This is a genomic window from Pseudomonas sp. TE12234 (assembly GCF_054061835.1).
The window spans coordinates 16,662-39,984 of sequence record NZ_JBSSEP010000011.1; the positions used below are offsets into that span (position 1 = coordinate 16,662).

Genomic DNA, 23,323 nt, shown 5'->3' on the forward strand with positions numbered 1-23,323 from the left:
TGACGGTTCCAGGCCACCAAAAGCGTTCGCCCTCTTCCTGATCTAAATCAAACACGCCTTGGGCGTTTACGCCGACATTAGAACCAGCACTCGCCCTCGAATTCGGCGTCTGCGCAAACGCTCGTCTCGTGAAGGCTTTCCATCAATGCGCGTCCGCAAGGCCCGAGACAGCCACATCGTTGACTACCCGTTTGATCTGGGCGGACTGGCATTCGCAGCCTGCCCTTCACCATAGGAGTCATGAAAAATGAGCAATTCCGTGAAAAAAATGCCCGAGCATCCCGACGAAAAGGCCAGTCAACACCCCGTGACGACAGACCTTTGGCGGCCCCTGGAAAAGCTTCGGCAGCAGGTCGATCACCTGTTCGACGACTTCAATCGCGGTTCGAGCCTGTCACCCTTCGGTCGCGGGCTGTTTGATGTCGAGCCCTTCTGGAAGCGTGAGCTGACAGGGCATGGCATGCCGGCCGTGGACATCAGCGAAAAAGACGCAAGTTTCGAAATCACTGCCGAATTGCCCGGCATGGATCAAAAGAACATTGAGATCAAAGTGTCGAACGGCAACCTGATCATCAAAGGCGAAAAGAAAGAGGACAAGGAAGAGAAAAGGAAGGGCTACTACCTTAGCGAGCGTCACTATGGCTCCTTCGAGCGGGTGTTCAACCTGCCCAAAGGGGTCGACGCCGACAAGATCGAAGCGAGTTTCAGCAAAGGAGTGCTGAGTATCTCGTTGCCGAAAAAGCCCGAGGCCATGAAAGCGGATAAAGTCGTGCCAGTCAAAGGCGAGTAAATCCCAGGCGGCTGCACCCTTGCCGGGAAACCGGCAAGGTTTTTTTTTGCCTCGCGGATCCGAGTGAAGACCGATGGTTTTAACCTTTGGCCCCGCCCCGCCTCACCCCCTGAAAATATCGAACGGCTCGATCCTCAGGACTTTGCGGATCCCCAGGTAACTGGAAAAACCGGCAATCAACAGCACCAGCCCAAACGCCAGGCCAAGATTCCAGAACGTGATGATGGCGGCATAGTTGGGCAGGTAGGTCCGTGCGATAGCGATCATCAGGGTCACCAGGCCGATGCCCAGCCCGTAACCGGTCATGGCCGTAAACGTTGCCATGAACAGGATCATGTAGACCAACTCCCGACTCTTGGCCCCAATGGCCTTGAGGGCGGCGAACTTGTCCAGGTTTTCCAGAATGAAGGTGTAAAACGTCTGGCCGGAAATCGACAGGCCGACCAGAAAACTGATGATCGTCATCATCAGGATGTTGGTGCCCACCCCGGTTTGATAGATGTAGTAATTGGCGATGCGCTGGTTGAACTCCTGCCTGGTCAGGGCGACATAACCCAACTGCGCTACTTGTTGCTTGATCGCGGCCTGAGCCTGTTTGCTCCTGGATTTGAGCAAGATGTAGGACACCTTGAAACGGGTGGTCGGAATGTACTCGGTGGCGCGCCGGTAGGTGGTGTACAGCGTCGGTACGCCGGTCAAGCCGCCGACCAGGACCTTGGCGATTCCAACAATGGTGCCGCGGTGGTCGTTGAGTTCAAAGGAGGTGCCGATCGTCGGGTTGCCCAGTTTCGAAAACTCCGCATCGTGGACCATGATGAAGGCGTTCTCGGCGTAGATATCCTCGATAACGCCCTGCTCCAGCGCCGGACGGCCAAACAGGCTGGTGTCGTCCAGGCCGATCACGCTGACCCCCTGGTAATTGCCATTGGCCAGGCGCACCTGCGCACTGCCGATGAAAATCGGCACGGCGTATTCCACTTGCTTCATGCTGCGCACGGCATCGAGCAGGTAGTCAGGCAAAGGGATGACACTGGTCGGGGTGTTCACCGCCGGATCAATGATCCACATCGGTGCGCCGATGTTAGTCACCGTCGAGTAGGCCCTGTTGAGGATGCCGGCAAACATCGCCGTCATCTGCATCATCAGGAACACCGAAAACGTGATACCCACCAGCAACGCGGAGAATTTGGCCCGGTCATTGACCAGGAGTTTGTAGCCGATGCGCAGGATGCCGTTGTACTTCATGGCGCGGGCCCGCCAGCACCGGCATCGGGCCGGTTCCACCACCCGCCTCCCAACGCCACGAACAGCGCGACGGTGTCCTGATGCCGCTGGGCCAGTGCCTGCAAGTAAGCGATGTTGACCTGATGCAACTGCACATCGGCCACCAACAGCTCCAGATACGTCACCAGGCCCGAGCGATAGTTGGCTTGCAACAGCCTCAGGGCCTCTTGGGCAGTGGCTTGCGCCTCGGCCTGTTTTTGCAGGACCTGCGCATCGTACTCCAGCGCCTTGAGGACATCGGCCACCTGGGCGAAAGACTCCAGCACCACCTGCCGGTAGTTCGCCGACGCTTGCTGATAGGCATCGATCGCGGCCTGGCGGCCGTACCACAGGCGACCGCCCTCGAACAGCGGGATGTCGACCGATGGCCCGACACTCCAGAATCGTCCGGCACTGCTGAACAATGAACCGGTGGAAGAGCCGGCGGTTCCGTAGGTGCCCGTAAGGCTGAAACTGGGAAACATCGCCGCCGTTGCCACTCCGATATCGGCGCTGGCCTGGTGCAACAGCGCTTCAGCGGAAAGGATATCCGGCCGCTGGCGGACCAGCACCGAGGGCAGGCTGACGGGCAGATTTTCGGGCAGCGACAGGCCCGTCAAGCGGATGTCGGGGAGCCTGGCGTCCGCCGGCATCACCCCTTCGAGCGTGGCCAGCAGATGCTCGGCCTGGCTGACTTTCTGCTGCAGCGCCGGCAACAACGCCTCGTTGCTGGCAATCAGGCTTTGCAGACTCAAGGTCGCCGAATACGGCGAGGTTCCGCTGCGCACCTGTACCTCGGTGGATTGCAGCTGCTGGCGTTGCAGCTCAATCAGCTGTTGCGTGGCCTCGATCTGCGCAGCGTAGGCGGCGCGGGCGATCGCGGTGTTGACGACGTTGGCCGTCAAGGTCAGATAAGCCGCCTGGGTCAGCCAGGTTTGATTCTCCACCTGGGCTTGCAGGCCCTCGATCGCTCGCCGTTCACCTCCGAAGACATCGAAGGTGTAGCTGATCGTGCCGCTGAGGGTCAGGACATTGAAGATTGAGCCGGTATTGGTCAGTCCTTGCTGAGCAAGGGTGCTGCGCTGGCGACTCGCACCGAAGCGGGCATCCAGCTGCGGGTAGAACACCCCATAACCGGCCATGAGCGTGTCCTGGCTTTGGCGCAAGCGCGCTTGTGCCGCCTGCAAGGTCATGTTGTCAGAGATTGCCTGCCGCACCAGCGCATCCAGCGGCGCCGATTGAAAGAACCGCCACCAGTCCGGCGTCACCTCGCCTCCGGGCACGAAGCGCTGGACCTGCCCCTCAGCCGCCACCGCAGCCGGCGTGGGCTCGCGCAGGTAAGCCTCCTGCCTGGGAGCTGCCGGGCGCGAAAAATCGGGCCCGACCATGCAGGCGCTGCTCAGCACCAGCAGACTCAGGACGAGACAACCGCTCCCTACACGACCCAACCGGCCTGGCCTGTCCATCATTTCTGACCTATGAAGACATCCACCAACTGCCCGGGGTAAACCCTCGGCAGATCTTTTTTCTCGAAACGGAAAACCACCGCCAGCACCCTCAGGTCGACCTTCTCCTGGCGCTGATTGGACAACTCGATCTTCGGCGACACATAGGGCTGAACCCGGACGAACTCCAGCGGCACCTTGATATCCGTGCCATGGATCAGCATCTGCGCCTGAATGTGCTCGGGGGCAGGCAAACGGGCAATCAGGATCTCGTCGACATAACAGCGCACCGCCAGATGATTCTGGTCGCCACTCATGACGATGAGCGGGCTGAATCCCTGGGTGTATGCGTCGTACGCACCTTGGGGCGACACATAGCTGCCGACGGTGCTGTTGATCGCCAGCACCACGCCGTCGGTGGGTGCGCGGATGACGTATTGCGCCAACGCCACCGCCGAGGCCTTGAGTGCGGCTTGGGCCTGGCTGGCCAGGTCCCTGGCCGTGTCCAGGGTGTCCTTGCTGATGGACTTCGGATCGATGCCATAGGAAACCAGCCGTTTGTTGTACTGATCCCGAGCGGTGGTCAGCGTGGCTTGTGCCAGCTCGAAATTGGCCTTGGGCAAGGCATCGTCCAGGGTCACCAACGGCATACCGCGGGTCACCTCTTGCCCCTCGTGCACCAGCACTTGGGTCACGGGCCCGGCCACCTGCGGGTAAATCACGATGTTGCTGCCACTGGACTGCTCACTTTCGATAATGCCGTTGGCATAGATGGCGGTTTCGTAGCTACTGCTCGCGGGGGCGAACGCTGGCGGCAGTGTCTGCGGCGTACGTCCGAACAGATAGGCCGCGATCAATCCGCCCAGGACACCCAAGATCGCCAGTGTGAACAGCAGGGGCTTGTTCACGGCGAAGTTCCCCTGGGCTCTGTGATCCGGCCGTCTTCCATGTAAATGATCCGATCGGCGTACTCGTTGATCCGCGCATCGTGGGTAACGATCAAGATGCAGCGCTGCTCATTGAGGACCCGCTCCTTGACGAAGGCAATGATCATTTTCCCGGTATCACCGTCGAGGGATGCCGTGGGCTCATCCAGAATCAGGATCTGCGGCCTGCTCACGATCGCACGGGCAATGGCCACCCGTTGTTGCTCACCGCCGGAAAGCTTGACCGGCAGGATGTCCCCCCGATCCTTGAGCCCCACCACTTCCAGGCTTTGCCTGGCCTGTGCGATGGCATCGTTCCAGTCGTGGTGCTGGAGAATCAGGGGAATGGCAACATTCTCCGCAGCAGTCAACCGTGCGAAGAGGTGGTAGTCCTGGAACACGAACCCGATGTTGTTGAGGCGCAGCTCTGCCAGTTGATCGCTGCTCAGGCTCCAGATGTCCTGACCATTGATCGTGACCGTCCCGGCGTCGGGCCGCAATATGCCGGAAATCATGCTCAGCAGTGTGGTCTTGCCACTGCCCGAAGGCCCGACAATGAACACCATTTCGCCAAACTGCGCGACCAGCGCCACCTCATCGACCGCCTTCATCCGCGCATCCCCTTCGCCAAACCACTTGCACAGCCCGCTGGAAACGATTGCCGGATGATGTTCCGTGGCGACGGCGGTGGTGCTCATGCGCTTTCCTGCCCTGTGCTGAATGTCAAGACGGGTCGACGTGGGTCAGTTCGACGCTGTCGCGATACTCCGGCACCGACACCGACCAGCCCAGTTCCAGACTGATCCGTCGACGCAGCACATCCGAGGCGTTGGGCTCTCCGTGCACGACATAGGTGTGTTTCGGTGGCCGCTTGAATCCGCGCAGCCATTGCATGATTTCGTCGGCGTCCGCATGGGCGGACAAGGTTTGCATCGGGACCACCTCGGCGCGTATCGGTACTTCCTTGCCGTGGATCCGCACCGAAGGCGCGCCCGCGACAATCTGCGCGCCACGGGTACCACCGGCCTGGAAACCCGGGACCAGCAGGGTGTTGACCGGGTTGGGGGCCAGGGTCTTGAGGTGGTGAATCACCCGTCCACCCGTGGCCATGCCACTGGCGGCGATAATCACGGCCGGGGTGTTGCGCTGATCCAGTTCAATGGAGTCCTTGGTGGTGCGTACGAACTGCGCCACATGGCACATGCCCTCGCATTCCTCCAGGGACAACCGGTGCTCGTTGCGAAACCGTTGGTACAGCAGCGTGACGTCGGTCGCCATGGGGCTGTTCAGGTAGATCGGCAAGTCCGGGATCGCCCGTTTCTGCATCAACCGGTACAGGTGATACATCAACAACTGCGCACGCCCGACGGCAAACGATGGCACCAGGGTGATGCCATGGCGCAACGCGGTACGGGTGATGACGTCCGCCAGCTGCGCTTCAGGGTCCTCGGCCGGGTGCTGGCGATCGCCGTAGGTCGACTCCACCAGCAGGTAGTCGGTCTGTTCGATGAGCTCCGGGGCGTACATCAAGGGATCGTTCGGCCGCCCCAGGTCACCTGAGCACACCAGCGTGGTGCCGTCGGCGACAACCTCCACCGTGGCGGCCCCGAGAATATGCCCGGCGCAGCGCATCAGAATGCTCATGCCGGGAACAATGTCCACCCGGTGATGCAGCTCTATGGGTCGCAGCAGTTTCAAGGCCCGTTGCGCATCGTCTTCGGTGTAGAGCGGCAACGCGGGCGTGTGTTTGGAGAACCCGTGCCGGTTGGCAAACTCGGCTTCCTCTTCCTGCAAGCGGCCACTGTCGAGCAGCAGGATCTTCACCAGTTCGCAGGTCGCGGGCGTGGCGTAGACCGGCCCGCGATAGCCATTGCGCACCAGCACCGGCAGGTAGCCGCTGTGATCCAAATGAGCATGGGTCAGGACGATGGCATCGAGGTCCTGGACGGGCAAGCGGAACGGTTCCCAGTTGTGCAAGCGCAGTTGCTTGTAGCCCTGGAACAACCCGCAGTCGATCAGTACATGCTGGTCACGATGCTCGAGTAAGTACTTGCTGCCAGTGACCGTGCCCGCCGCGCCCAGAAATGTCATTCGCATGGCCGTTTCCTTGAAGGTTCATCGGAGCGTTATTGATTGCTCTTTGCGGCCCATGTGCTGTTGATTTTTATCAACGATGGGTGCGACGACGGGTGTGTCAGTCAAGCCACGGCAATGGCTTGACGATCACCAGACTGCACGGCGCCTTGTTCAACACGCTTTCGGCGGTGCTGCCAATAAACCGGTCGATCCCATGGGCGTAGGTCGTGCCCAGCACTACGATGTCGAAGGCGTGTTGTCGGGCGACCCGTGTAATCACCCGATGCGGGATACCCGTCTCCAGATGCCGGCGCTTCTGTTCAATCCCGTAGCGATCGGCCAGTTCATCAAACGCCTCTTGCTGCGCATCGTTGATCGCGTCCCGCAAACTGTCATCCAGAGCGGGGGTCGGCAGACTCGCTGGCGAGTCGCCCATCACTGACCAACTGTTGACGTTGAGCAGGTGCAAGGCGGCGCCACAGGAGGCCGACAGGGTCGCTGCCAAATCGAGAATCCGGTCATTGAGGCCCTGGGTCAGTTGCTCCAGATGCGAAAGGTCAACGGCAGCGAGAATCTTCAACGGTTTCGGGTGTTGCGCCCCGGTCACCAGGTGCAGGTGCGCCGGACAGTCGCGTAGCAACAGCCAGTCCAGGGGACGGTGGAACGCGCGGTCGAGGGCCGGGACATGGTGGGTGTCCTTGATCACCAGGTCCGGATGGAAGTCATTCACATACTCAAGCACATGCGCCAGGCTGGTCCTGGCCCAGACCACCTCGGTGGTTACCGGCCGCCCGACGCAGCGGTGAAACCTGGCTTGCTGCTCCAGCCACTGGCGATGCACCTGCAAGTAGCCTTCCCGAGCCTGGGCCATGGCGTCGTGGTCAAACAGCCCGGCCACCGCCAGTGACTGCACATAATCGAACGCAACGATGTGCAACAACGCCCCGGTGGCACTGGCCAGGGCATGGGCCCGGTCAAACGCCGGGGTGCGAACCATTTCGTTGGGGGCAATCAACAGGATACGTTTGAGTTTCACCATCACAGACCTCGCCCTGCCTACCGGCGTACAGCCCACCCGACGTCCAGTCGTGCGGGCTATCACTCATTACTTGCGCGTGGCCTTTTCCAGCATCCGGCTGGCGCGGGTATTGGCTTCATCGGCCGTGCGTTGCGCCTGGGCGGCTGCTTGCGCCGCCTGTTCGGCCTTGTTGTAGGCTTCATCGGCCCTTAACCGGGCCGAAGCGGCATTATTTTCGGCGGCCTCCAGGCGGGAATCGACTTCCTGAGCGTGCTTGTTGCTGCACCCTGCCGTCGTGGCCAGAAATACACTCAGCAATGCAACGGACCAATACTTGTTCATGGTGTTTACCTCGTTTGGATGCAGCCGAAAAAATTCGGAGCACTTGACCGAGTATCGGGTGCCCGCGCCTGCGCACTCTGATTTTTGTCAACAGATCGCTGGCTGGCGGTTTGCACGGGCGCTCACTGGAGCCTTGTTGATTTAACTCAAGGTCTTCGCGTCGATCAGGCGTACAAAAAAACAAACCGGGTTCATGTGACCCTCTGCCATTCCGTACATCCGCCACAGGACACGATCATGAGCGACTTGAGCCTACGTAAAACCATTCTGGAAGAACTGGAATTCCAGCCGCACATCGACGCCGCCAACATTGGCGTGAGCGTGGAGAACGGCATTGTCACCCTCTCCGGCCACGTCAATACCTATGCCCAGAAGGTCAACGCCGAACGCGCGGTCAAAGCCATCAAAGGCGTACGCGCCGTGGCCGAGGAAATCCAGGTCAGGCTGGAAAAGGGCGCTGGCACGGCGGATGACACCATCGCCAACCGCGCCTTGAACATCATCACCTGGAGCTCCGACATTCCCGAGGGCGACATCAAGCTCACCGTGCAAAAGGGCTGGATTACCCTCGAAGGCCAGGTGGACTGGCAATACCAGAAAGAAACCGCAGAGCGTGCGGTGCGCAAATTGTCCGGCGTGGTGGGCGTGGACAACCGCCTCACCCTACGTCCGCGGGTGGATGTCGTCGATATCCAGCACAGCATCGAAGAAGCCCTCAAACGCAATGCCGAAGTCGACGCCAAGGCGATACGCGTCAAGGTCGAAGGCGGCGTGGTGAAACTCGAAGGCCGGGTGCATTTCTGGCGTGAGCGTCAGATCGCGGAACGGGCCGCCTGGGCGGTGCCGGGGGTCAGCCAGGTGGACGATCAGTTGCTGATTGCCTGAGCCCGCCCTGGGTGATTCAAGCGCCGCCTGCCGGCTCCCTGCGCCCATTACCGAGCCAAGGTCATGAAAAAAACTCACCAGTGGAACCTGTCTTACTTCTTGGTCGCGTTCGTCATGCTCAGCATGGTGCAAATGCTGTTTATCGAACGGCGGGTGGTGCAGAGCATTCCCTACAGCCAGTTTCTGCAATTGCTCAGCGAGCAAAAGGTCAGCGATTTGCAGATCGAGAAGGACCAGATCAGCGGCAAACTCCAGGAGCCGATTGACGGGCACACCCAGTTCTCGACCGTACGGGTCGACCCGACACTGGCGACCGACCTCGCCCACTCCGGTGTCGGGTTTACCGGGGTCAACGAAAACACCTTCCTCGCCAGCCTGCTGGGCTGGATTCTGCCCTTTGTCCTGATCATGGTGCTCTGGCATTTCCTGTTTCGCGGGCTGGCGGAAAAGCAAGGCATGGGCGGGTTGATGAGCATTGGCAAGTCCCGGGCCAAGGTGTTCGTGCAGCGCGACACCGGGATCACCTTTGCCGATGTGGCAGGCATCGATGAAGCCAAGGCCGAACTGGTGGAGATTGTTTCGTTCCTCAAGGACAAGGAGAAATACGGGCGCCTGGGTGCCCATATTCCCAAGGGCACATTGCTGGTCGGCCCACCGGGCACCGGCAAAACCCTGGTCGCCAAGGCCATCGCCGGTGAAGCCGGCGTACCGTTTTTCTCGATCTCCGGTTCTGAGTTTGTCGAGATGTTCGTCGGGGTCGGTGCCGCCCGTGTCCACGACTTGTTCGAACAAGCGCGGCAGGCGGCGCCCTGCATCATTTTCATCGATGAACTGGACGCCCTGGGCAAAATGCGCGGCGTCGGCGCGTTCGGCGGCAATGACGAAAAAGAGCAGACCCTCAATCAGTTGCTGGCCGAACTGGACGGCTTCGACCCGCGCGAAGGCGTGGTGCTGCTGGCCGCGACCAACCGGCCGGAGGTGCTGGACCCTGCCCTGCTCAGGGCCGGTCGCATCGACCGGCAGATTCTGGTCGATCGTCCTGACCGCAAGGGCCGCCAGGCGATCCTCAAGGTCCACCTGCAAAAGATCACCGTGGAACCGGGCCTCAATGAAGAGCGCATTGCCGACATCACCACGGGCTTCACCGGCGCCGATCTGGCCAACCTGGTCAACGAAGCGGCCATCGTGGCCACCCGCCGCGGCGCCGACGCGGTCAGCCTGAACGATTTCACCGCCGCCGTGGAGCGCATTGTCGCCGGGGTTGAACGCAAGAGCAGCGTGCTGCGCCCCGAAGAGCGCCAGGTGGTGGCCTATCACGAGATGGGGCATGCCCTGGCCGCCAGCAGCCTGCCGGCCATGGACCCGGTGCACAAGGTGTCGATCGTGCCGCGCGCCATCGGCTCGCTGGGCTATACCCTGCAGCGGCCGACCGAAGATCACTTCCTCATCAGTTGCCAGATGCTCAAGGACCGGATCGTGGTGCTGATGGCCGGGCGTGCGGCTGAATTCCTTGCCTACGGCCAGATTTCCACCGGCGCGGCCGATGACCTGGCCCGCGCGACGGATATCGCCCGGCAATTCATCACCCGCTTTGGCATGAGCCCCGAACTCGGTCAATCGGTATTGGAGCGGCAAAGCGCAACGTACCTGGGTGAGCGCATGCAGGGCGTCGGCGAGAAGGACTACTCGGAACAAACGGCCAGGGAAGTCGACATCGGAATTCGTGCCTTGCTCGACGAGGCCTACGGACGGGCCAAGGTTTTGCTAGAAAGCCGACGCGCCGACCTGGATGCCGGTGCGCGGTTGCTGCTGGAACGGGAAACCCTGACGCCTGAAGAGTTTCCCGCGCTTCTGCCGCTAAAACCCGTTGCAGTGGCTGGCCGGGTGACAGAGACCTCACCCTGAGGGTCTGTCACCCCTCGCCGCCTTTAGATCGCCATGACGCAGCAAGGGACCTGGTACAGGATGTGTTCGGTCGTACTGCCCAACAGCTTGTCCACTCCACCGGACTGGACTTTGCCCATCACGATCACATCGACGTTCTGCTCATTGGCAAACTCGCTCAGCACAGTGACGGGGTGTCCGATCACAAAGTGTCGATGATCGGCGGACACACCGTATTGGCTCGCCAGCTTGAGGAAGTTCTTTTCCAGGTCCTTGCGCAATGCCTTGGTCAGGTCCGCGAGGGTCAGACCGTCCATGTCCGCCAGGTAACCCGCCGAAATGTTGCAGGCGTAGAGCAAATGCAGATCGGCACCGCATTGCATGGCCAGGGCGGTGGCTTGCTGAATGATCCGCTCATTGAGTTCGTTGTCGGGCGACTCCTTGTCGGACACCTCCACCGCGGCAACAATCTTGCGCGGCAATACGAAACTGCTCGCACCCACCAGGTACACCGGTATCGGGCAGTGACGCAGCAAGTACCAGTCCAGGGGCGTGAAAAAGGCCCGCTTGAGCAAGGATTCATGCTGAACCTCCTTGATCAGCAGGTCGGGCTGCATTTCCGCGACATGCGCCAGGATGTCTTCGCGCAGGTCATCGGCCCATGCCACCTCGATCGTCACCTCGAGCCCCCGGGTACGCAAATTGTCGGTCTGCGCCTTGAGCCAGTCGCGGTGATCCTGCAGGTAGGCCTCCCGCGCCGTTTCCCGGTCACCCTGTTCAAGAAAGGACAAAAGGTCCAGCGGCCCTATCAATCCTGCGATGTGCAAACTGGCGCCGCTGGCCTTGGCCAGCGCGGCCGCATGATTGACTGCCGGGGAATGGCGCAAGGCCGGGTTGATGATCAATAACAGCTTTTGGTACTGGCTCATGATCTGCCTCTACTCGGGTGAGTGTTCGATTGCGCCGGCGGCCACGGGCGTCCATTGCCAGTTTAGGACTTCAGGCATGTCCTGCCCGTGTTCAATGAGATAGAGCTTGTGCTTCTCCATGGTCGACCAGTAGCGCGACCGCGCACCTTGCACCTGATCGTGCAGCCGGGGCACACGCTCGATGACGTCCAGGGCCAACTGATAACGATCCAGGTTGTTGAGTACCGCCATGTCGAACGGCGTGGTGGTCGCCCCCTCCTCCTTGTACCCGCGCACGTGGAAATTCTCATGATTGGTGCGCTTGTAGATCAGTCGATGGATCAGCGCCGGGTAGCCGTGGAAGGCAAAAATCACCGGTTTGTCGAGGGTAAAGAACTCATCGAAACGACTGTCCGGCAGACCGTGGGGGTGCTGGAACGACGATTGCAAAACCATCAAGTCCACGACATTGACCACCCGCACCCGCAGGTCCGGCACGTACTCGCGCAACAGGGTCACGGCGGCCAGGGTTTCCAGGGTCGGCACGTCACCGGCGCAAGCCATTACCACGTCCGGGTCGCCATCATCACGGCACGCCCAGGCCCAGCGACCGATACCTGCCTGGCAATGGCGGATGGCGGCATCGATATCCAGCCACTGCCATTCCGGTTGCTTGCCGGCGACGATGACGTTGATGTAGTTGCGACTTCGCAGGCAGTGGTCGGTCACGGACAGCAGGCAATTGGCATCCGGTGGCAGGTAGATGCGCACCACGTCCGATTTTTTATTGGCCACCAGATCGATGAACCCCGGGTCCTGGTGGGAGAAACCGTTATGGTCCTGACGCCAGACATGGGAGGTCAGCAGGTAGTTGAGCGAAGCGACCGGTTTGCGCCATGGCACCTCGGCGGCGATCTTCAGCCATTTGGCATGCTGGTTGACCATCGAATCGACGATGTGGATGAAGGCCTCGTAACAGGACAGCAGGCCATGGCGCCCGGTCAGCAAATAGCCCTCCAGCCAGCCCTCGCACACCTGTTCACTGAGGATTTCCATCACCCGGCCATCGGCTGCCAGATTGAGGTCGTCCGGCTCCAGCGGCTCCATCCAGGCCTTGGCGCTGACCTCATAGACGGCATCCAGCCGGTTCGAGGCGGTTTCATCCGGGCCGAACAGGCGAAAGTTGCTGGCGCTCAAGTTGTTTTTCATCACGTCGCGCAAATACGTACCCATGACCCGTGTGGCCTCAGCACGCAGGCCGCCCGGCACTTCGAGCGGCACGGCATAGTCGGCAAAGCACGGCAGATCCAACGCTCGCAACAGTGCGCCACCGTTGGCATGGGGGTTAGCGCTCATGCGTCGATGACCGGTCGGTGCCAGCGCCGCCAGTTCGGGCAACAACGCACCATTGGCATCGAACAGTTCGTCGGGGCGATAGCTGTTGAGCCACTCTTGCAGCTGGCACAAATGGGCCGGTTGCCGGAAATCGGCCAACGGCACCTGGTGCGCGCGCCAGGTGCCCTCGACACGATGGCCATCGACGAATTTCGGGCCGGTCCAGCCTTTGGGGGTCCGTAACACCAGCATTGGCCACAACGGCCGTTCCGGCGGCGCGGATCGCCAGGAGCGGCGCGCGTCGAGCTGAATGCCCTGGATCTTCAGCACCATGGTGTCCAGCGTCCGGGCCAGGGCCTGATGCACTTGCACCGGGTCGTCGCCTTCAACGAAATAAGGATCGTAGCCATAGCCATACAGCAGCGCCGACAGCTCGTCCTCACTGATTCTGGACAGCACGGTGGGGTTGGCGATTTTGTAGCCGTTAAGGTGCAGGATCGGCAACACCGCGCCGTCACGCACCGGATTGAGGAACTTGTTGGAATGCCAACTGGCGGCCAGCGTACCTGTTTCCGCCTCGCCGTCACCGATCACGCAAGCGACGATCAGTTCAGGATTGTCGAACGCCGCACCGTAGGCATGGGCCAGGCTATAGCCCAGTTCGCCGCCTTCGTGGATCGATCCGGGAATCTGTGCCGAGACATGGCTGGAAATGCCATAAGGCCACGAAAACTGCCGAAACAGGCGAACCAGGCCGTTGCGATTGCACTCCACCGACGGACAGAACTCGGTGTACGTGCCTTCAAGGTAGGTCTGGGCGACCACCGCCGGGCCGCCATGACCGGGGCCGGCGATGAAAATCATGTTCAGATCGTACTGCTTGATCAAGCGATTGAGGTGGGTATAGATCAGGTTCAATCCGGGTGTCGTGCCCCAATGACCGAGCAGGCGTGGTTTGATGTGCTCCAGGGACAACGGCAGCTTCAACAGCGGGTTGTCCTTGAGGTAAATCTGCCCAACGGCCAGATAGTTGGAGGCCCGCCAATAGGCATCCAGTCCCTCCAGTTGCTCAGCATTCAGAAAATCGCTCATGCCCTTCTCCGCCACAGCCCGGCCCATTGATAGGCCTTTGTCGATTCTACGAGCCTGGATCGCTTGAGACTTGATTTACATCAGATACCCAGGCCACTGCTCCGGTAGAAATGCGCAAGGACGTTTCCCGTTGGTCGATAACATCGGCCGACGCACGAATGAGGCGCGCGCCCGAAGTCCTGGCGCCTATGCTTAGTAGATCCACTGAGGCGTCATCTCTCATGCCGGAAACCCGCCCCCTGCAAATTCACTACCTCAAGGCTGCATGCTCCAACTGCAGCGTGCATGAGCTGTGCCTGCCGATTGGCATGACCGGCAAGGAAATCGAACGCCTGGACACCTTGATCGTGCAACGTTTCAAGGTCAAAAAAGGCGTCGCGCTGTACCGCGCCGGCGACCCGTTGCGCTCGCTGTATGCCGTGCGAATCGGCTCGTTCAAGACCAGCGTGCTGTCGGTCGATGGCCGCGAGCAGGTCACCGGCTTCCAGATTCCCGGTGAAATGCTCGGTCTGGATGCCATCAGCACCGATCTGCACGCGTGCAATGCGGTTGCCCTGGAGGACAGTGAGGTCTGCCCCATCCACTTTGCGCATCTGGAAGAGCTCGCCCATGAGCTGCCCTCACTGCAACACAACCTGAACAAAATCCTCAGCCGGGAAATCGTGCGTGATCACGACATGCTGATGATGCTGGGCAACATGAATTCGGATGAGCGGCTGGCCGCTTTCTTGCTCAACCTGTCGCAACGTTTGTACACCCGTGGTTATTCGTCCACCGACTTTGTCCTGAAAATGCGCCGCGAGGAAATCGGCTCTTACCTGGGGCTGCGTCTGGAAACCGTTTGTCGCGGCATCGCCCATCTGCGCGATCAGGGCCTGGTGGCAATCACTGGCCGCAACGTCAAGATCCAGAATATGGAAGGACTCAAGCAACTGGTCGTGGGCTGCCATCGACCGGCTCCTTGCTGATTCCCGCTCGCCCAACGCATCACCACACGACTCATCGCACCCCATTGCTCAGGATTGCAACATCCGGCCAGGCTTGATCGCCAACACACTGCACGGCGCCCGATGCAACAACTGCTCGGCCGTGGTCCCCAGTAGCTTGTCCAGTCCCTTGTTCTGAACCGTGCCCATGACGATGACATCCGAGTCGTGCTCGGCGGCGAACTCACAAATGCTCGGCACTGGCATGCCCTCCATGAAATGGCGACTTTCAGGCGGCACGCCATGGCGTTCGGCGATCGCCGCAAACGCATCCTGCTGAGCGGCGCCCAACGCTTCATAGATTCCGGTGGCCAGCGGCAGTGCGCCAAAGCCCATGTCCTGGGTGTACAAAGACGTCCAGTCAAACACATGCAGCAGTTCCAGCCGGGCATTACAGACTTCGGCCAGTTTCACGGCGGCGTCGATGATCTGATCGTTGAATTCATGGTCCTGCTCTTCACTGCGCAGCACATCGATGATCGCCAACACATTGCGAGGGCGCGGATTCAGCGAATGGGTCACCAGATGCACCGGTACCGGGCAGTCGCGCAACAGTTGCCAATCCAGCGGCGTGAAGAACACCCGTTTCAAGGCCGGTTCTTCCTGCGCATCCTTGACGATCATCACCAGCGACATCTCATTGACGAATTGCACAATCTCTTCGTAGGGGTGCTGGACCCACACCACTTCGCTGGTGACCTCGATGCCGAGTTTGCTCATCGACCCGGTTTGCTCCGTCAACCATTGCCGATGGGTTTGCAGATAGCCTTCAACGGCCTGGCTGATCTGGTCGGGGGCAAAAAAGCCGGCCACCGCCAGGGCCTGGACATAATCAAACGCCACAATGTGCAGGGGCAATTGCATGGCATGGGCCAAGGCGGCAGCCCGGTCGAATGCCGGTGTACGGGTCATGGCGGCGGGAGCAATCAACAGTAAGCGCTGGAGTTGCGACATGGAACACCTCGGCACGCGGGCAATGATATGGAACAGGCCTCCAGAATGAGCGCGCCACGTTCAACCGACTTGATATTTGTCAGTTAGCCGCGATCAACCGGGCACGAGGCGACTGGACAGGCTGCGTGTCACCGCAGGTCGGGCGCCATTGGCATTGCCATCTCTGTTTGACAAAGATCAAGCCCCGCTCCAGAGCCTGCTGCAGGATAAAGACGGGTTCCACTGCGCTGACGCACCGTTGCCATTGCGCACAAAAGCGTCCACGCCATTATCGACGGGAGATGTGCCATGCCTGATCAACCACGTTTCATGCTGGTCGTTTCGCACCAGATGGAAATCACACCGGCTTTCGACCGGGCCGCTGCGCTGGCCCAGGCTTCGGGTGCGGCACTGCACATCGTGGCGTTCGATTACCTCGAAGGTCTGGCGAGCGCCGGCATGGCCAATGACGAGGCGCGCGAGCAGATGCGCATTGACTACGTCGAACGTCATCGCCAATGGCTGGAGAGCCAGGCCCGTCCGTTGCGCAAAACCGGCATCCCCGTCACCACCGAAGTGGTCTGGGTGGAAAGACCCTTGCAGGAAATCCTCATTCATATCAAAGAGCAGCCGATGGCCTTGCTGATCAAGGCCCTGGAACACGAGTCGCTGCTGTCACGCCTGATGTTCACCCCCCTGGACATCCACCTGCTGCGCGAATGCCCGGTGCCGTTGCATTATGTCAGCCATGTACATCACGACTTGCCGCGCCGGATCGTCGCCGCCGTCGACCCGTTCCACCGCGACGGTCAGTACAAGAATTTCAATGACCGGATCCTGCACGAGGCGGCGAAACTGGCGAGTACCTGCAACGCCGAGCTCGATGTGATCTACGCCCATGACCTTTCCTCCATCAGCGCCGACGAATTCGGCTTCGATAATGCTTCGGCGTTTTTTTCTTCGAACAAAGCCAAGACCCTGTTCGATGCGCAGGCCGATGCCTTCCGCGAACTGGCCGAACGCAACGGCATTCCGCCTGAGCACCAGCACATGATCATGGGCGATCCGGCCAAGGTTCTTACCCTCTACGCCGATGCCTATGACATCGACGTGATCGTCATGGGCCGTGTCGGCCATCGCGGCATGGGCCGCCTGGTGGGCAGTACGGTGGAACATCTGCTGTACAAGATGCCTTGCAGCGTCTGGGTGGTTTCGCCGCAGGTATTGGCTGATTGACAGTGTTCAGTTCTGATCCAGATCATGTTCGCCAGCGGCCAACGGTGTAGAAAGAAGTGAACGGCGTCGTTCATCACGATGCGCCCACCTTTGTTACCGGACGGAGGATCACCCGATGTTCACTGCCAAAAATCATCCGTATCGGGCCGCTGAAGGCTATGCCAAAGTCACTGGCCAATACTGGATCGAAACCCTGCGCGATGGTCGTCACGTGTTGATCCGGCAATTGACGGATAAAGACCGCGAACGTGAATACGCCTTCATCAAACGCCTGGCCCCCGAGTCCCGGCACATGCGTTTTCTCGCACGGGGCAACGAACCGCAAAAAGCCATGCCGGGACGCTGGGTGGACAACGAAAATAAACAGCGCATGGCGTACATCGCCCTGGTCCACGAGGATGGCCAACTGATCGAGATCGGCGTCAGCCGCTATGGCGCCACGGGCGTGCACAAATGCGAATGCACCGTGACAGTCGCCGAACAATGGAAGCAACTGGGGTTGGGTACGCTACTGATGGAGCATTTGATCACCGCCGCGCGCAAGAATGCCTTCCACCACATTTACGCGGTCGACGAGTCGAGCAACGCACCCATGCGCGCCCTGGCCAGATCCCTGGGTTTCGAGACGCGCGACGATCCTTTCGAGACCCGCAAGGTCGTTCATCTCCTGTACCTGTAATCATCCCGGGCTCCGTTTGGCCCGGGTTGCTGATCAGCCTTGATCGTTCAGATCACCCGTTGCCGCCATTGCGTAAAAACGTCTTGAGCTCACTCAGCGAGCGGGTATTGAGAACGTCTTGTTTTTCGAGCCAGGCACGACGGGCCTGGGCGACGCCATAGCGCAAACAGGAAAAATCAGCGCTGCGGTGGGCATCCGAATTGATACTGATGAGCACGCCCTGCTCTTTGGCGGACTGGCAATGGATGTCGAACAGGTCCATGCGCTGCGGCTGCGCGTTGAGCTCCAGGCAGCAGCCACGGACGGAAGCGGCCTTGATGACAGCCGGCAGGTCCATGTTCAGCGGCGCGCGCTCATTGATCAGCCGACACAGCGGGTGAGCCAGAATGCTGAAGTAGCGATGCTCCATGGCTTTTAGCAGGCGTCGGGTTTGTTGCCGAGATGGCAGGCTGAAATGACTGTGGACGGCGCCCACCACCAGGTCCAGACGGCCGAGAACGTCGTCCGGCAAATCCAGGCTGCCGTCCTCGAGAATGTCGACCTCGATGCCCTTGAGCAAGGTCATGCCCTGCAAGCGGGCGTTGAGTGCATCGATCTGGTCGATTTGCTGCAACAACCGGTCAGTGTCCAGACCATGGGCCACCCTCAGGGAACGGGAATGGTCGGTAATCGCCAGGTAGTGCAGCCCGGCCGTCTGGGCCGCATTCGCCATTTCCTCCAGGCTATTGCCGCCATCCGACGCGCGGGTATGGGCATGCAAGTCACCCTTGAGGTCGTTCAACTCGATCAGACTAGGTAAACGACCTGCCAGCGCCGCTTCGACCTCGCCTCGACCTTCGCGCAGTTCCGGTACGATCCACACCAGACCCAATGCCCGATAAACCGAATCCTCGGTGGCGCTGGCCACGCATTCCCTGGCCTTGAACACGCCATATTCATTGAGTTTCAGGCCCTGCTTCTGGGCCCGCTGCCGAATCGCAATGTTATGCGCCTTGCTGCCGGTGAAATACACCAGTGCCGCACCATAGGCCCCCGGCTTGACCACCCGGATGTCCACTTGCAGACCAGAACCCAGGAGGACGCTGGCACGCGTGCGCCCTTTGGCCAGCACACGGGTCACGTCCGGATGGCGGATGAAATGCCCACTGACGTCCACAGACGGCCCGGCAGCCACGAGGATATCGATGTCGCCAATGGTGTCGCGCAGGCGTCTCAGGCTTCCGGCGACCGTTGCAATCTCGACACCGGGCATCTGCCGCAGGTACTCGGTCATCCTTTGAGCCACCGGTTCGACGAACGCCAAGGGCCAACGACGTTCCTTTGCGAGGCCCTCTTGCACGGCTTTCAACAATCGGGCTTCCAGCTTTTCGCCGAAGCCGGGCAGATGGCGAATATGCCCCTGCTCAGCGGCCTGGCACAACTGCTGCGCGGTTGCGATCCCCAGGTCGTGGTAGAGGTGCTTGACCCGTTTGGGTCCCAGACCGGCAATGGACAGCAGTTCGACCAGTCCGGGCGGCACTGCCGACTGTAACCGCTGGCGCAAGGCGCAATCGCCGGTGACGACGATTTCATTGATCTTGCCGGCCAGATCGACGCCGACACCCGTCAGCTTGGGCAGCGATTCACCGCGGGTGATGAGCGGCGCCAGGCCAAAGGACAACGCTCTTAAGGTCCGCGCCGCATTACGGTAAGCGCGGATCCGGAAGGGGTTGGCGTCCTCGATGTCCAACAGATCGGCGATGTCATCAAAAATCGCGGCAATCTCGTCATTGCCCATCAGACGCCCGGCCTGCGGCGACGAAGGCTGCAAGGCGGGCACCGGTGGTGCAAAAGGCATTATTTCTTCGTCCCCAGCGACGCCAGGTAATGAGCGACCGATTCGGCGTCCTCATCCGCCAGCGCATGAGCAACCTGCTGGGTCAGGTCGCCCCGGGGATGCTGTTCGGTGCGTTGAAAAAGCCTGATCTGCCCCATCAGGTAGGCGGCATGCTGACCGGCCAGGCGCGGCACCTGGCCACTGCCCTGACCTTGAGCACCATGACAGGCGCTGCATTGAGCAACGCCCGCCCCGGGCACCCCCTGGCGAAAAATCAATTCACCCCGCGCATCCGGCGTATCGGCATCAGCCTTCATCGGGCTCTGGGTTGAAAAATAGTCCGCCAGCTCGGCGATCTGGGTCGGCGTCAAATGGGTAAAACCCCACATGTACTGAGTGCCGGTCTTATCGCTGCGTCCATGGTTCTTGAAGTCAGCCAGTTGCAATTTCAGGTACTCCTTTTGCTGGCCGGCCAACTTGGGAAACGTCGGTGAGATGGACTCGCCCGTCAGTCCATGGCACTGGGCGCACACCTGGTCCGCCATGGCGATGCCGGACATGGGCGAAGTGCCTAGCCCGGCCTCCTCGTTCGAATGGGTACAACCCGTGAGCATCGCTACGCAGAGGGCAAGAACCCAGTGTGCCTGGTGCAAAGTACGCTTCATGGCGGTGGCTCCCATGGTCTATGCCCTGCGTCCAACTATCCGGAAGCCATTCGGAACACCACCTGTCGCTCAGGGCCTATCGGGCGGTCTGCGAATGCTTGATCCAGACACCTTCTCCCAAGCCGTTGCAGCCTTTATTGACGAATCTCAATTTTCCCTCCGAATCAGGGTGTAGGAATAAACAATCAGCTCCGAAGCGACCCTCAGGGCCGAGCCTGGACGCTGGCTTCTGCAGGCGGGCTAACCCACTTCTAAGGGAACGATGGTCATGAATACAGCCTCGCAAGACCTGCTGGACTCATTGGATGGCTCGTTGCGGCGAATCGACGATGCCGCCATCACGCCGCTTCTGCGCCAATACGCCGAGCCGCTGCCGGAACTGGACGCTCCGGCCTTTGGTGAAATGTTCGATCGCTACGCCGATGCCCGTGTGGTGATGATCGGTGAAGCCAGTCATGGCACCCGCAACTTTTATCGAACCCGCGCAGCCATCACCCGACGGCTGATTGAGCAGCACGGGTTCAACATCGTGGCCGTAGAGGCCGACTGGCCGGATGCAGGCCATGTCGATCGTTATGTCCGGGGGCTGGCCCCCACGGCCTGGAAGCGCCACATCTTCAGCCGATTCCCGACCTGGATGTGGCGCAACGCCGAGGTGAAGGAATTCGCCCACTGGCTGCATCACTACAACCATCAGCAGGCCCCGGAACGTCGCGTCGAATTCCGCGGCCTGGACGTCTACAGCTTGCGCAACTCGATTCATGAAGTGCTGGCTTATCTCGACGGCGTCGACCCGCAACTGGCCCACGAAGCCCGGCGCCGCTATGGCTGCCTGACCCCTTGGCAGGATGACCCGGCGCTGTACGGTCACTTCGTCGAACGCGGCGGCCTGATGCCCTGTGAACAGTCGGTCATCGACCAGCTCAACGCCATGCTTGCCGAACAGTTGGCCGGGGACATCAAGGACGACGAGGCTTTTTTCAACGCGGCGCAAAACGCCCGGGTGGTGCAGGCGGCCGAACAGTATTACCGGGCGATCTATCGAGGCTCGACCGCCTCCTGGAACCTGCGGGACCGGCATATGTTCGACACCTTGCAGGCATTGCTCGAGCATCGCGGCCCGCAGTCCAAAGCCGTGGTCTGGGCCCACAACTCCCATATCGGCAATGCGGCAGCCACGGAAATGGGCTGGAAGGGTCAGTTCAACATCGGCCAGCTATGCCGCAGCGCCTTTGGCCGAAACGTGGTGCTGATCGGCATGAGCACCGATCGCGGCCAAGTCGCCGCGGCCGACGACTGGGACGGCGAGATGCTCATCAAGGACATTCGGCCGTCTCGCCCGGACAGTTGGGAACATCAGTTCCTCAAGGCCGGCGTGCCGGCGTCGTTGACGGACTGGCGCGACCCTCAGCGCACGGCGCTGCGCCGGGTGCTGTCCAAACCATTGCTGGAGCGCGCCATCGGAGTGATTTACCGCCCCGAAACCGAACGCGCCAGTCACTATTTCGAAGCGATGCTGGTCGAACAGTTTGACGCGATGATCTGGATTGAACAGACCCAACCGGTCACGGCGCTGCCACTGCCAAGGCGCCAGACCCTCGAACCCGAAGACGAAACCTTTCCGTTTGGCGTGTGAAGGATCAAGGTTCATCAGGCCTTTGGATGGCGACGCTGCAGATGCGTTCCAAACCAGTCGCGAGCCAGCCTGGCGACTTCCTCAAGGGTTCCGGGCTCTTCGAAAAGATGCGTAGCGCCCGCCACCACTTCCAGACGCTGCTCGCAGCGCAAGACATGACTGATTCGCTGGTTCAACTCGAGCACCATCGGGTCCCATGCGCCGACGATCTGCAAGGTCGGCGCCCTGACTTGCAACAATGCCGCCTCCGCCAGGTCGGTTCGCCCTCCCCGGCTGACCACTGCATGCACCACGTCTGCGCGCGCGGCGGCAGCCAACAGCGCCGCCGCCGCACCGGTGCTGGCACCGAACAGACCGATGCGCAGCGAGCGCAACTCCGGGTCCCGGCCCACCCAGTCGATCACCTCCACCAGCCGCCCGGTAAGCAAATCGATATCGAAACGCAGCTGGCCGGTGAGGTTATCCAGGCGTTGCTCCGCCTCCGTCAGCAGGTCGAACAACAGCGAACCCAGTCCCCGCCTGGCCAGCGACTCTGCGACAAACTGATTGCGCGGGCTCAAACGGCCGCTGCCGCTGCCATGAACGAAGATCACCAGACCCTCAGCATGCGGCGGCAGTCGCAAATCGGCGGATAACTCAACATCTTGCAATTCCAGCTGTCGAGATTGAGGCTCAGTCATCGAAAGGCTCCCGAGAGGAGGAATCGCTGGCGGCCTCTCGCTGCCAGGCCCGTTGCAACAATTCAATGACTTCTTCGTCCGAGGTCTGGGGGAAGCTCAAGTACCAATATCCGATCGACATCATCCATTCCGGCATGAGCGGGCAGATCACCTCGTCGACTTCGAAGCTCAGCGTCTCCACTGTTTCCAGTGGCGCAACCGGCACGGCGACGACGATGCGAGCCGGTGCCTGCAGGCGCACCGCGCGGATCGCCGCCATCATCGAGGCGCCCGTCGCCAGGCCGTCATCGATCAGGATCACCACCTGCCCCTTGAGCTGCAAGGGTGGCCGGGCGCCCCGGTACAATTGCTCGCGCCGATGCAATTCGCGTGTTTCACGCGCCACCACCGCCTCGAATGCGGCCGGGGAAACCGGGTGTGCCCGCAGCGCTTCTTCATTGCGGATCTGGATACCGCCACTGGCAATGGCGCCCATGGCGAATTCAGGGTTGGACGGCACGCCCAGCTTGCGCACCAGCATCAGGTCCAGGCGCACATCCAGGGCCTTGACCACTTGATAGGCGACCGGCACGCCGCCACGGGGCAAGGCCAGGACGATGACATCGGGTCGACGCGCGTATTTGAGCAGCGGTTCCACCAGACGACGACCGGCTTCGCTGCGGTCCTGCAAAGTGGTTTGCAATGAGGGACTTTGAGTCATGGAATACCTCCACCGGCGATGACGCCTG

General features: G+C 60.7%; 21 protein-coding genes. 7 read left to right on the forward strand and 14 right to left on the reverse strand.

Annotated elements, in window-relative coordinates; all coding sequences use genetic code 11:
* Positions 1 to 247 precede the first annotated feature (247 nt).
* A complete protein-coding gene (locus ACVWYU_RS17890) occupies positions 248 to 790 on the forward strand; it encodes an Hsp20/alpha crystallin family protein (protein WP_247257474.1) in 543 nt (180 codons plus the stop codon).
* Between the two features lie 102 nt (positions 791 to 892).
* On the opposite strand, the gene ACVWYU_RS17895 is transcribed toward ACVWYU_RS17890, so the two are convergent.
* The 7 genes from ACVWYU_RS17895 to ACVWYU_RS17925 form a co-directional block, all read right to left on the reverse strand.
* On the reverse strand, positions 893 to 2,035 hold the full coding sequence (locus tag ACVWYU_RS17895; protein ID WP_457373293.1) for an ABC transporter permease: 1,143 nt from the start codon (positions 2,033 to 2,035) through the stop codon (positions 893 to 895).
* Complete coding sequence (locus ACVWYU_RS17900; protein WP_390955854.1) at positions 2,032 to 3,459, reverse strand: efflux transporter outer membrane subunit; 1,428 nt, start codon at positions 3,457 to 3,459, stop codon at positions 2,032 to 2,034. The genes ACVWYU_RS17895 and ACVWYU_RS17900 overlap by 4 nt, the downstream gene beginning before the upstream one ends.
* A gap of 59 nt (positions 3,460 to 3,518) precedes the next feature.
* Positions 3,519 to 4,406, reverse strand: a complete 888-nt coding sequence (locus ACVWYU_RS17905) for an efflux RND transporter periplasmic adaptor subunit (RefSeq protein ID WP_247257471.1) — start codon at positions 4,404 to 4,406, stop codon at positions 3,519 to 3,521.
* Positions 4,403 to 5,122: an ABC transporter ATP-binding protein gene (locus tag ACVWYU_RS17910; RefSeq protein ID WP_247257470.1), complete on the reverse strand. Its 720-nt coding sequence runs from the start codon at positions 5,120 to 5,122 to the stop codon at positions 4,403 to 4,405. The genes ACVWYU_RS17905 and ACVWYU_RS17910 overlap by 4 nt, the downstream gene beginning before the upstream one ends.
* 25 nt (positions 5,123 to 5,147) lie before the next feature.
* Positions 5,148 to 6,521, reverse strand: a complete 1,374-nt coding sequence (locus tag ACVWYU_RS17915; protein WP_390955852.1) for an MBL fold metallo-hydrolase RNA specificity domain-containing protein — start codon at positions 6,519 to 6,521, stop codon at positions 5,148 to 5,150.
* Between the two features lie 97 nt (positions 6,522 to 6,618).
* A complete protein-coding gene (locus ACVWYU_RS17920) occupies positions 6,619 to 7,539 on the reverse strand; it encodes a universal stress protein (RefSeq protein WP_457373294.1) in 921 nt (306 codons plus the stop codon).
* Between the two features lie 66 nt (positions 7,540 to 7,605).
* On the reverse strand, positions 7,606 to 7,860 hold the full coding sequence (locus ACVWYU_RS17925; RefSeq protein ID WP_390955850.1) for an Lpp/OprI family alanine-zipper lipoprotein: 255 nt from the start codon (positions 7,858 to 7,860) through the stop codon (positions 7,606 to 7,608).
* Between the two features lie 237 nt (positions 7,861 to 8,097).
* Here ACVWYU_RS17925 and ACVWYU_RS17930 point away from each other — a divergent pair, with 237 nt between their 5' ends.
* On the forward strand, positions 8,098 to 8,745 hold the full coding sequence (locus tag ACVWYU_RS17930) for a BON domain-containing protein (protein ID WP_090322524.1): 648 nt from the start codon (positions 8,098 to 8,100) through the stop codon (positions 8,743 to 8,745).
* Between the two features lie 63 nt (positions 8,746 to 8,808).
* Positions 8,809 to 10,650: an ATP-dependent zinc metalloprotease FtsH gene (gene ftsH / locus ACVWYU_RS17935; protein ID WP_457373295.1), complete on the forward strand. Its 1,842-nt coding sequence runs from the start codon at positions 8,809 to 8,811 to the stop codon at positions 10,648 to 10,650.
* 23 nt (positions 10,651 to 10,673) lie between these two features.
* Here the strand turns inward: ftsH and ACVWYU_RS17940 are convergent, their stop codons facing one another.
* Together ACVWYU_RS17940 and ACVWYU_RS17945 are read right to left on the reverse strand one after the other, a co-directional pair.
* Positions 10,674 to 11,558, reverse strand: coding sequence for a universal stress protein (locus ACVWYU_RS17940; protein ID WP_390955848.1), 885 nt, complete (start codon positions 11,556 to 11,558; stop codon positions 10,674 to 10,676).
* A 9-nt stretch (positions 11,559 to 11,567) separates the two neighbouring features.
* Complete coding sequence (locus tag ACVWYU_RS17945) at positions 11,568 to 13,964, reverse strand: phosphoketolase family protein (RefSeq protein ID WP_457373296.1); 2,397 nt, start codon at positions 13,962 to 13,964, stop codon at positions 11,568 to 11,570.
* Positions 13,965 to 14,185: 221 nt separating this feature from the next.
* Here ACVWYU_RS17945 and fnr point away from each other — a divergent pair, with 221 nt between their 5' ends.
* On the forward strand, positions 14,186 to 14,932 hold the full coding sequence (fnr, locus tag ACVWYU_RS17950; RefSeq protein ID WP_457373297.1) for a fumarate/nitrate reduction transcriptional regulator Fnr: 747 nt from the start codon (positions 14,186 to 14,188) through the stop codon (positions 14,930 to 14,932).
* A 48-nt stretch (positions 14,933 to 14,980) separates the two neighbouring features.
* On the opposite strand, the gene ACVWYU_RS17955 is transcribed toward fnr, so the two are convergent.
* Complete coding sequence (locus tag ACVWYU_RS17955) at positions 14,981 to 15,904, reverse strand: universal stress protein (protein WP_457373298.1); 924 nt, start codon at positions 15,902 to 15,904, stop codon at positions 14,981 to 14,983.
* 288 nt (positions 15,905 to 16,192) lie between these two features.
* Here ACVWYU_RS17955 and ACVWYU_RS17960 point away from each other — a divergent pair, with 288 nt between their 5' ends.
* Together ACVWYU_RS17960 and ACVWYU_RS17965 are read left to right on the forward strand one after the other, a co-directional pair.
* A complete protein-coding gene (locus ACVWYU_RS17960) occupies positions 16,193 to 17,119 on the forward strand; it encodes a universal stress protein (RefSeq protein ID WP_457373299.1) in 927 nt (308 codons plus the stop codon).
* Positions 17,120 to 17,234: 115 nt separating this feature from the next.
* Positions 17,235 to 17,798 (forward strand): N-acetyltransferase family protein, encoded by a 564-nt coding sequence (locus ACVWYU_RS17965; protein ID WP_457373300.1) that lies wholly within the window; start codon positions 17,235 to 17,237, stop codon positions 17,796 to 17,798.
* Positions 17,799 to 17,850: 52 nt separating this feature from the next.
* Here the strand turns inward: ACVWYU_RS17965 and polX are convergent, their stop codons facing one another.
* Both polX and ACVWYU_RS17975 read right to left on the reverse strand, forming a co-directional pair.
* Positions 17,851 to 19,635 (reverse strand): DNA polymerase/3'-5' exonuclease PolX, encoded by a 1,785-nt coding sequence (gene polX, locus ACVWYU_RS17970; protein ID WP_457373301.1) that lies wholly within the window; start codon positions 19,633 to 19,635, stop codon positions 17,851 to 17,853.
* Positions 19,635 to 20,279, reverse strand: a complete 645-nt coding sequence (locus ACVWYU_RS17975) for a c-type cytochrome (protein ID WP_457373302.1) — start codon at positions 20,277 to 20,279, stop codon at positions 19,635 to 19,637. The genes polX and ACVWYU_RS17975 overlap by 1 nt, the downstream gene beginning before the upstream one ends.
* Positions 20,280 to 20,547: 268 nt before the next feature.
* Here ACVWYU_RS17975 and ACVWYU_RS17980 point away from each other — a divergent pair, with 268 nt between their 5' ends.
* Entirely contained in the window at positions 20,548 to 21,915 is a 1,368-nt protein-coding gene (locus ACVWYU_RS17980) for an erythromycin esterase family protein (protein WP_457373303.1), read from the forward strand.
* Positions 21,916 to 21,929: 14 nt separating this feature from the next.
* On the opposite strand, the gene ACVWYU_RS17985 is transcribed toward ACVWYU_RS17980, so the two are convergent.
* Together ACVWYU_RS17985 and ACVWYU_RS17990 are read right to left on the reverse strand one after the other, a co-directional pair.
* On the reverse strand, positions 21,930 to 22,595 hold the full coding sequence (locus tag ACVWYU_RS17985; RefSeq protein ID WP_090322552.1) for a dienelactone hydrolase family protein: 666 nt from the start codon (positions 22,593 to 22,595) through the stop codon (positions 21,930 to 21,932).
* Entirely contained in the window at positions 22,588 to 23,295 is a 708-nt protein-coding gene (locus ACVWYU_RS17990; protein ID WP_457373304.1) for a phosphoribosyltransferase, read from the reverse strand. The genes ACVWYU_RS17985 and ACVWYU_RS17990 overlap by 8 nt, the downstream gene beginning before the upstream one ends.
* Positions 23,296 to 23,323: the final 28 nt, after the last annotated feature.

What these genes read in the sequence shown, in the direction of transcription:
- ACVWYU_RS17890 (WP_247257474.1), top strand. Translation starts at nt 248, where the DNA reads ATGAGCAATTCCGTGAAAAAAATGCCCGAGCATCCCGACGAAAAGGCC.
- ACVWYU_RS17895 (WP_457373293.1), bottom strand. Translation starts at nt 2,035, where the DNA reads ATGAAGTACAACGGCATCCTGCGCATCGGCTACAAACTCCTGGTCAAT.
- ACVWYU_RS17910 (WP_247257470.1), bottom strand. Translation starts at nt 5,122, where the DNA reads ATGAGCACCACCGCCGTCGCCACGGAACATCATCCGGCAATCGTTTCC.
- ACVWYU_RS17915 (WP_390955852.1), bottom strand. Translation starts at nt 6,521, where the DNA reads ATGCGAATGACATTTCTGGGCGCGGCGGGCACGGTCACTGGCAGCAAG.
- ACVWYU_RS17920 (WP_457373294.1), bottom strand. Translation starts at nt 7,539, where the DNA reads ATGGTGAAACTCAAACGTATCCTGTTGATTGCCCCCAACGAAATGGTT.
- ACVWYU_RS17925 (WP_390955850.1), bottom strand. Translation starts at nt 7,860, where the DNA reads ATGAACAAGTATTGGTCCGTTGCATTGCTGAGTGTATTTCTGGCCACG.
- ACVWYU_RS17930 (WP_090322524.1), top strand. Translation starts at nt 8,098, where the DNA reads ATGAGCGACTTGAGCCTACGTAAAACCATTCTGGAAGAACTGGAATTC.
- ftsH (WP_457373295.1), top strand. Translation starts at nt 8,809, where the DNA reads ATGAAAAAAACTCACCAGTGGAACCTGTCTTACTTCTTGGTCGCGTTC.
- ACVWYU_RS17940 (WP_390955848.1), bottom strand. Translation starts at nt 11,558, where the DNA reads ATGAGCCAGTACCAAAAGCTGTTATTGATCATCAACCCGGCCTTGCGC.
- ACVWYU_RS17945 (WP_457373296.1), bottom strand. Translation starts at nt 13,964, where the DNA reads ATGAGCGATTTTCTGAATGCTGAGCAACTGGAGGGACTGGATGCCTAT.
- fnr (WP_457373297.1), top strand. Translation starts at nt 14,186, where the DNA reads ATGCCGGAAACCCGCCCCCTGCAAATTCACTACCTCAAGGCTGCATGC.
- ACVWYU_RS17955 (WP_457373298.1), bottom strand. Translation starts at nt 15,904, where the DNA reads ATGTCGCAACTCCAGCGCTTACTGTTGATTGCTCCCGCCGCCATGACC.
- ACVWYU_RS17960 (WP_457373299.1), top strand. Translation starts at nt 16,193, where the DNA reads ATGCCTGATCAACCACGTTTCATGCTGGTCGTTTCGCACCAGATGGAA.
- ACVWYU_RS17965 (WP_457373300.1), top strand. Translation starts at nt 17,235, where the DNA reads ATGTTCACTGCCAAAAATCATCCGTATCGGGCCGCTGAAGGCTATGCC.
- polX (WP_457373301.1), bottom strand. Translation starts at nt 19,635, where the DNA reads ATGCCTTTTGCACCACCGGTGCCCGCCTTGCAGCCTTCGTCGCCGCAG.
- ACVWYU_RS17975 (WP_457373302.1), bottom strand. Translation starts at nt 20,279, where the DNA reads ATGAAGCGTACTTTGCACCAGGCACACTGGGTTCTTGCCCTCTGCGTA.
- ACVWYU_RS17980 (WP_457373303.1), top strand. Translation starts at nt 20,548, where the DNA reads ATGAATACAGCCTCGCAAGACCTGCTGGACTCATTGGATGGCTCGTTG.
- ACVWYU_RS17985 (WP_090322552.1), bottom strand. Translation starts at nt 22,595, where the DNA reads ATGACTGAGCCTCAATCTCGACAGCTGGAATTGCAAGATGTTGAGTTA.
- ACVWYU_RS17990 (WP_457373304.1), bottom strand. Translation starts at nt 23,295, where the DNA reads ATGACTCAAAGTCCCTCATTGCAAACCACTTTGCAGGACCGCAGCGAA.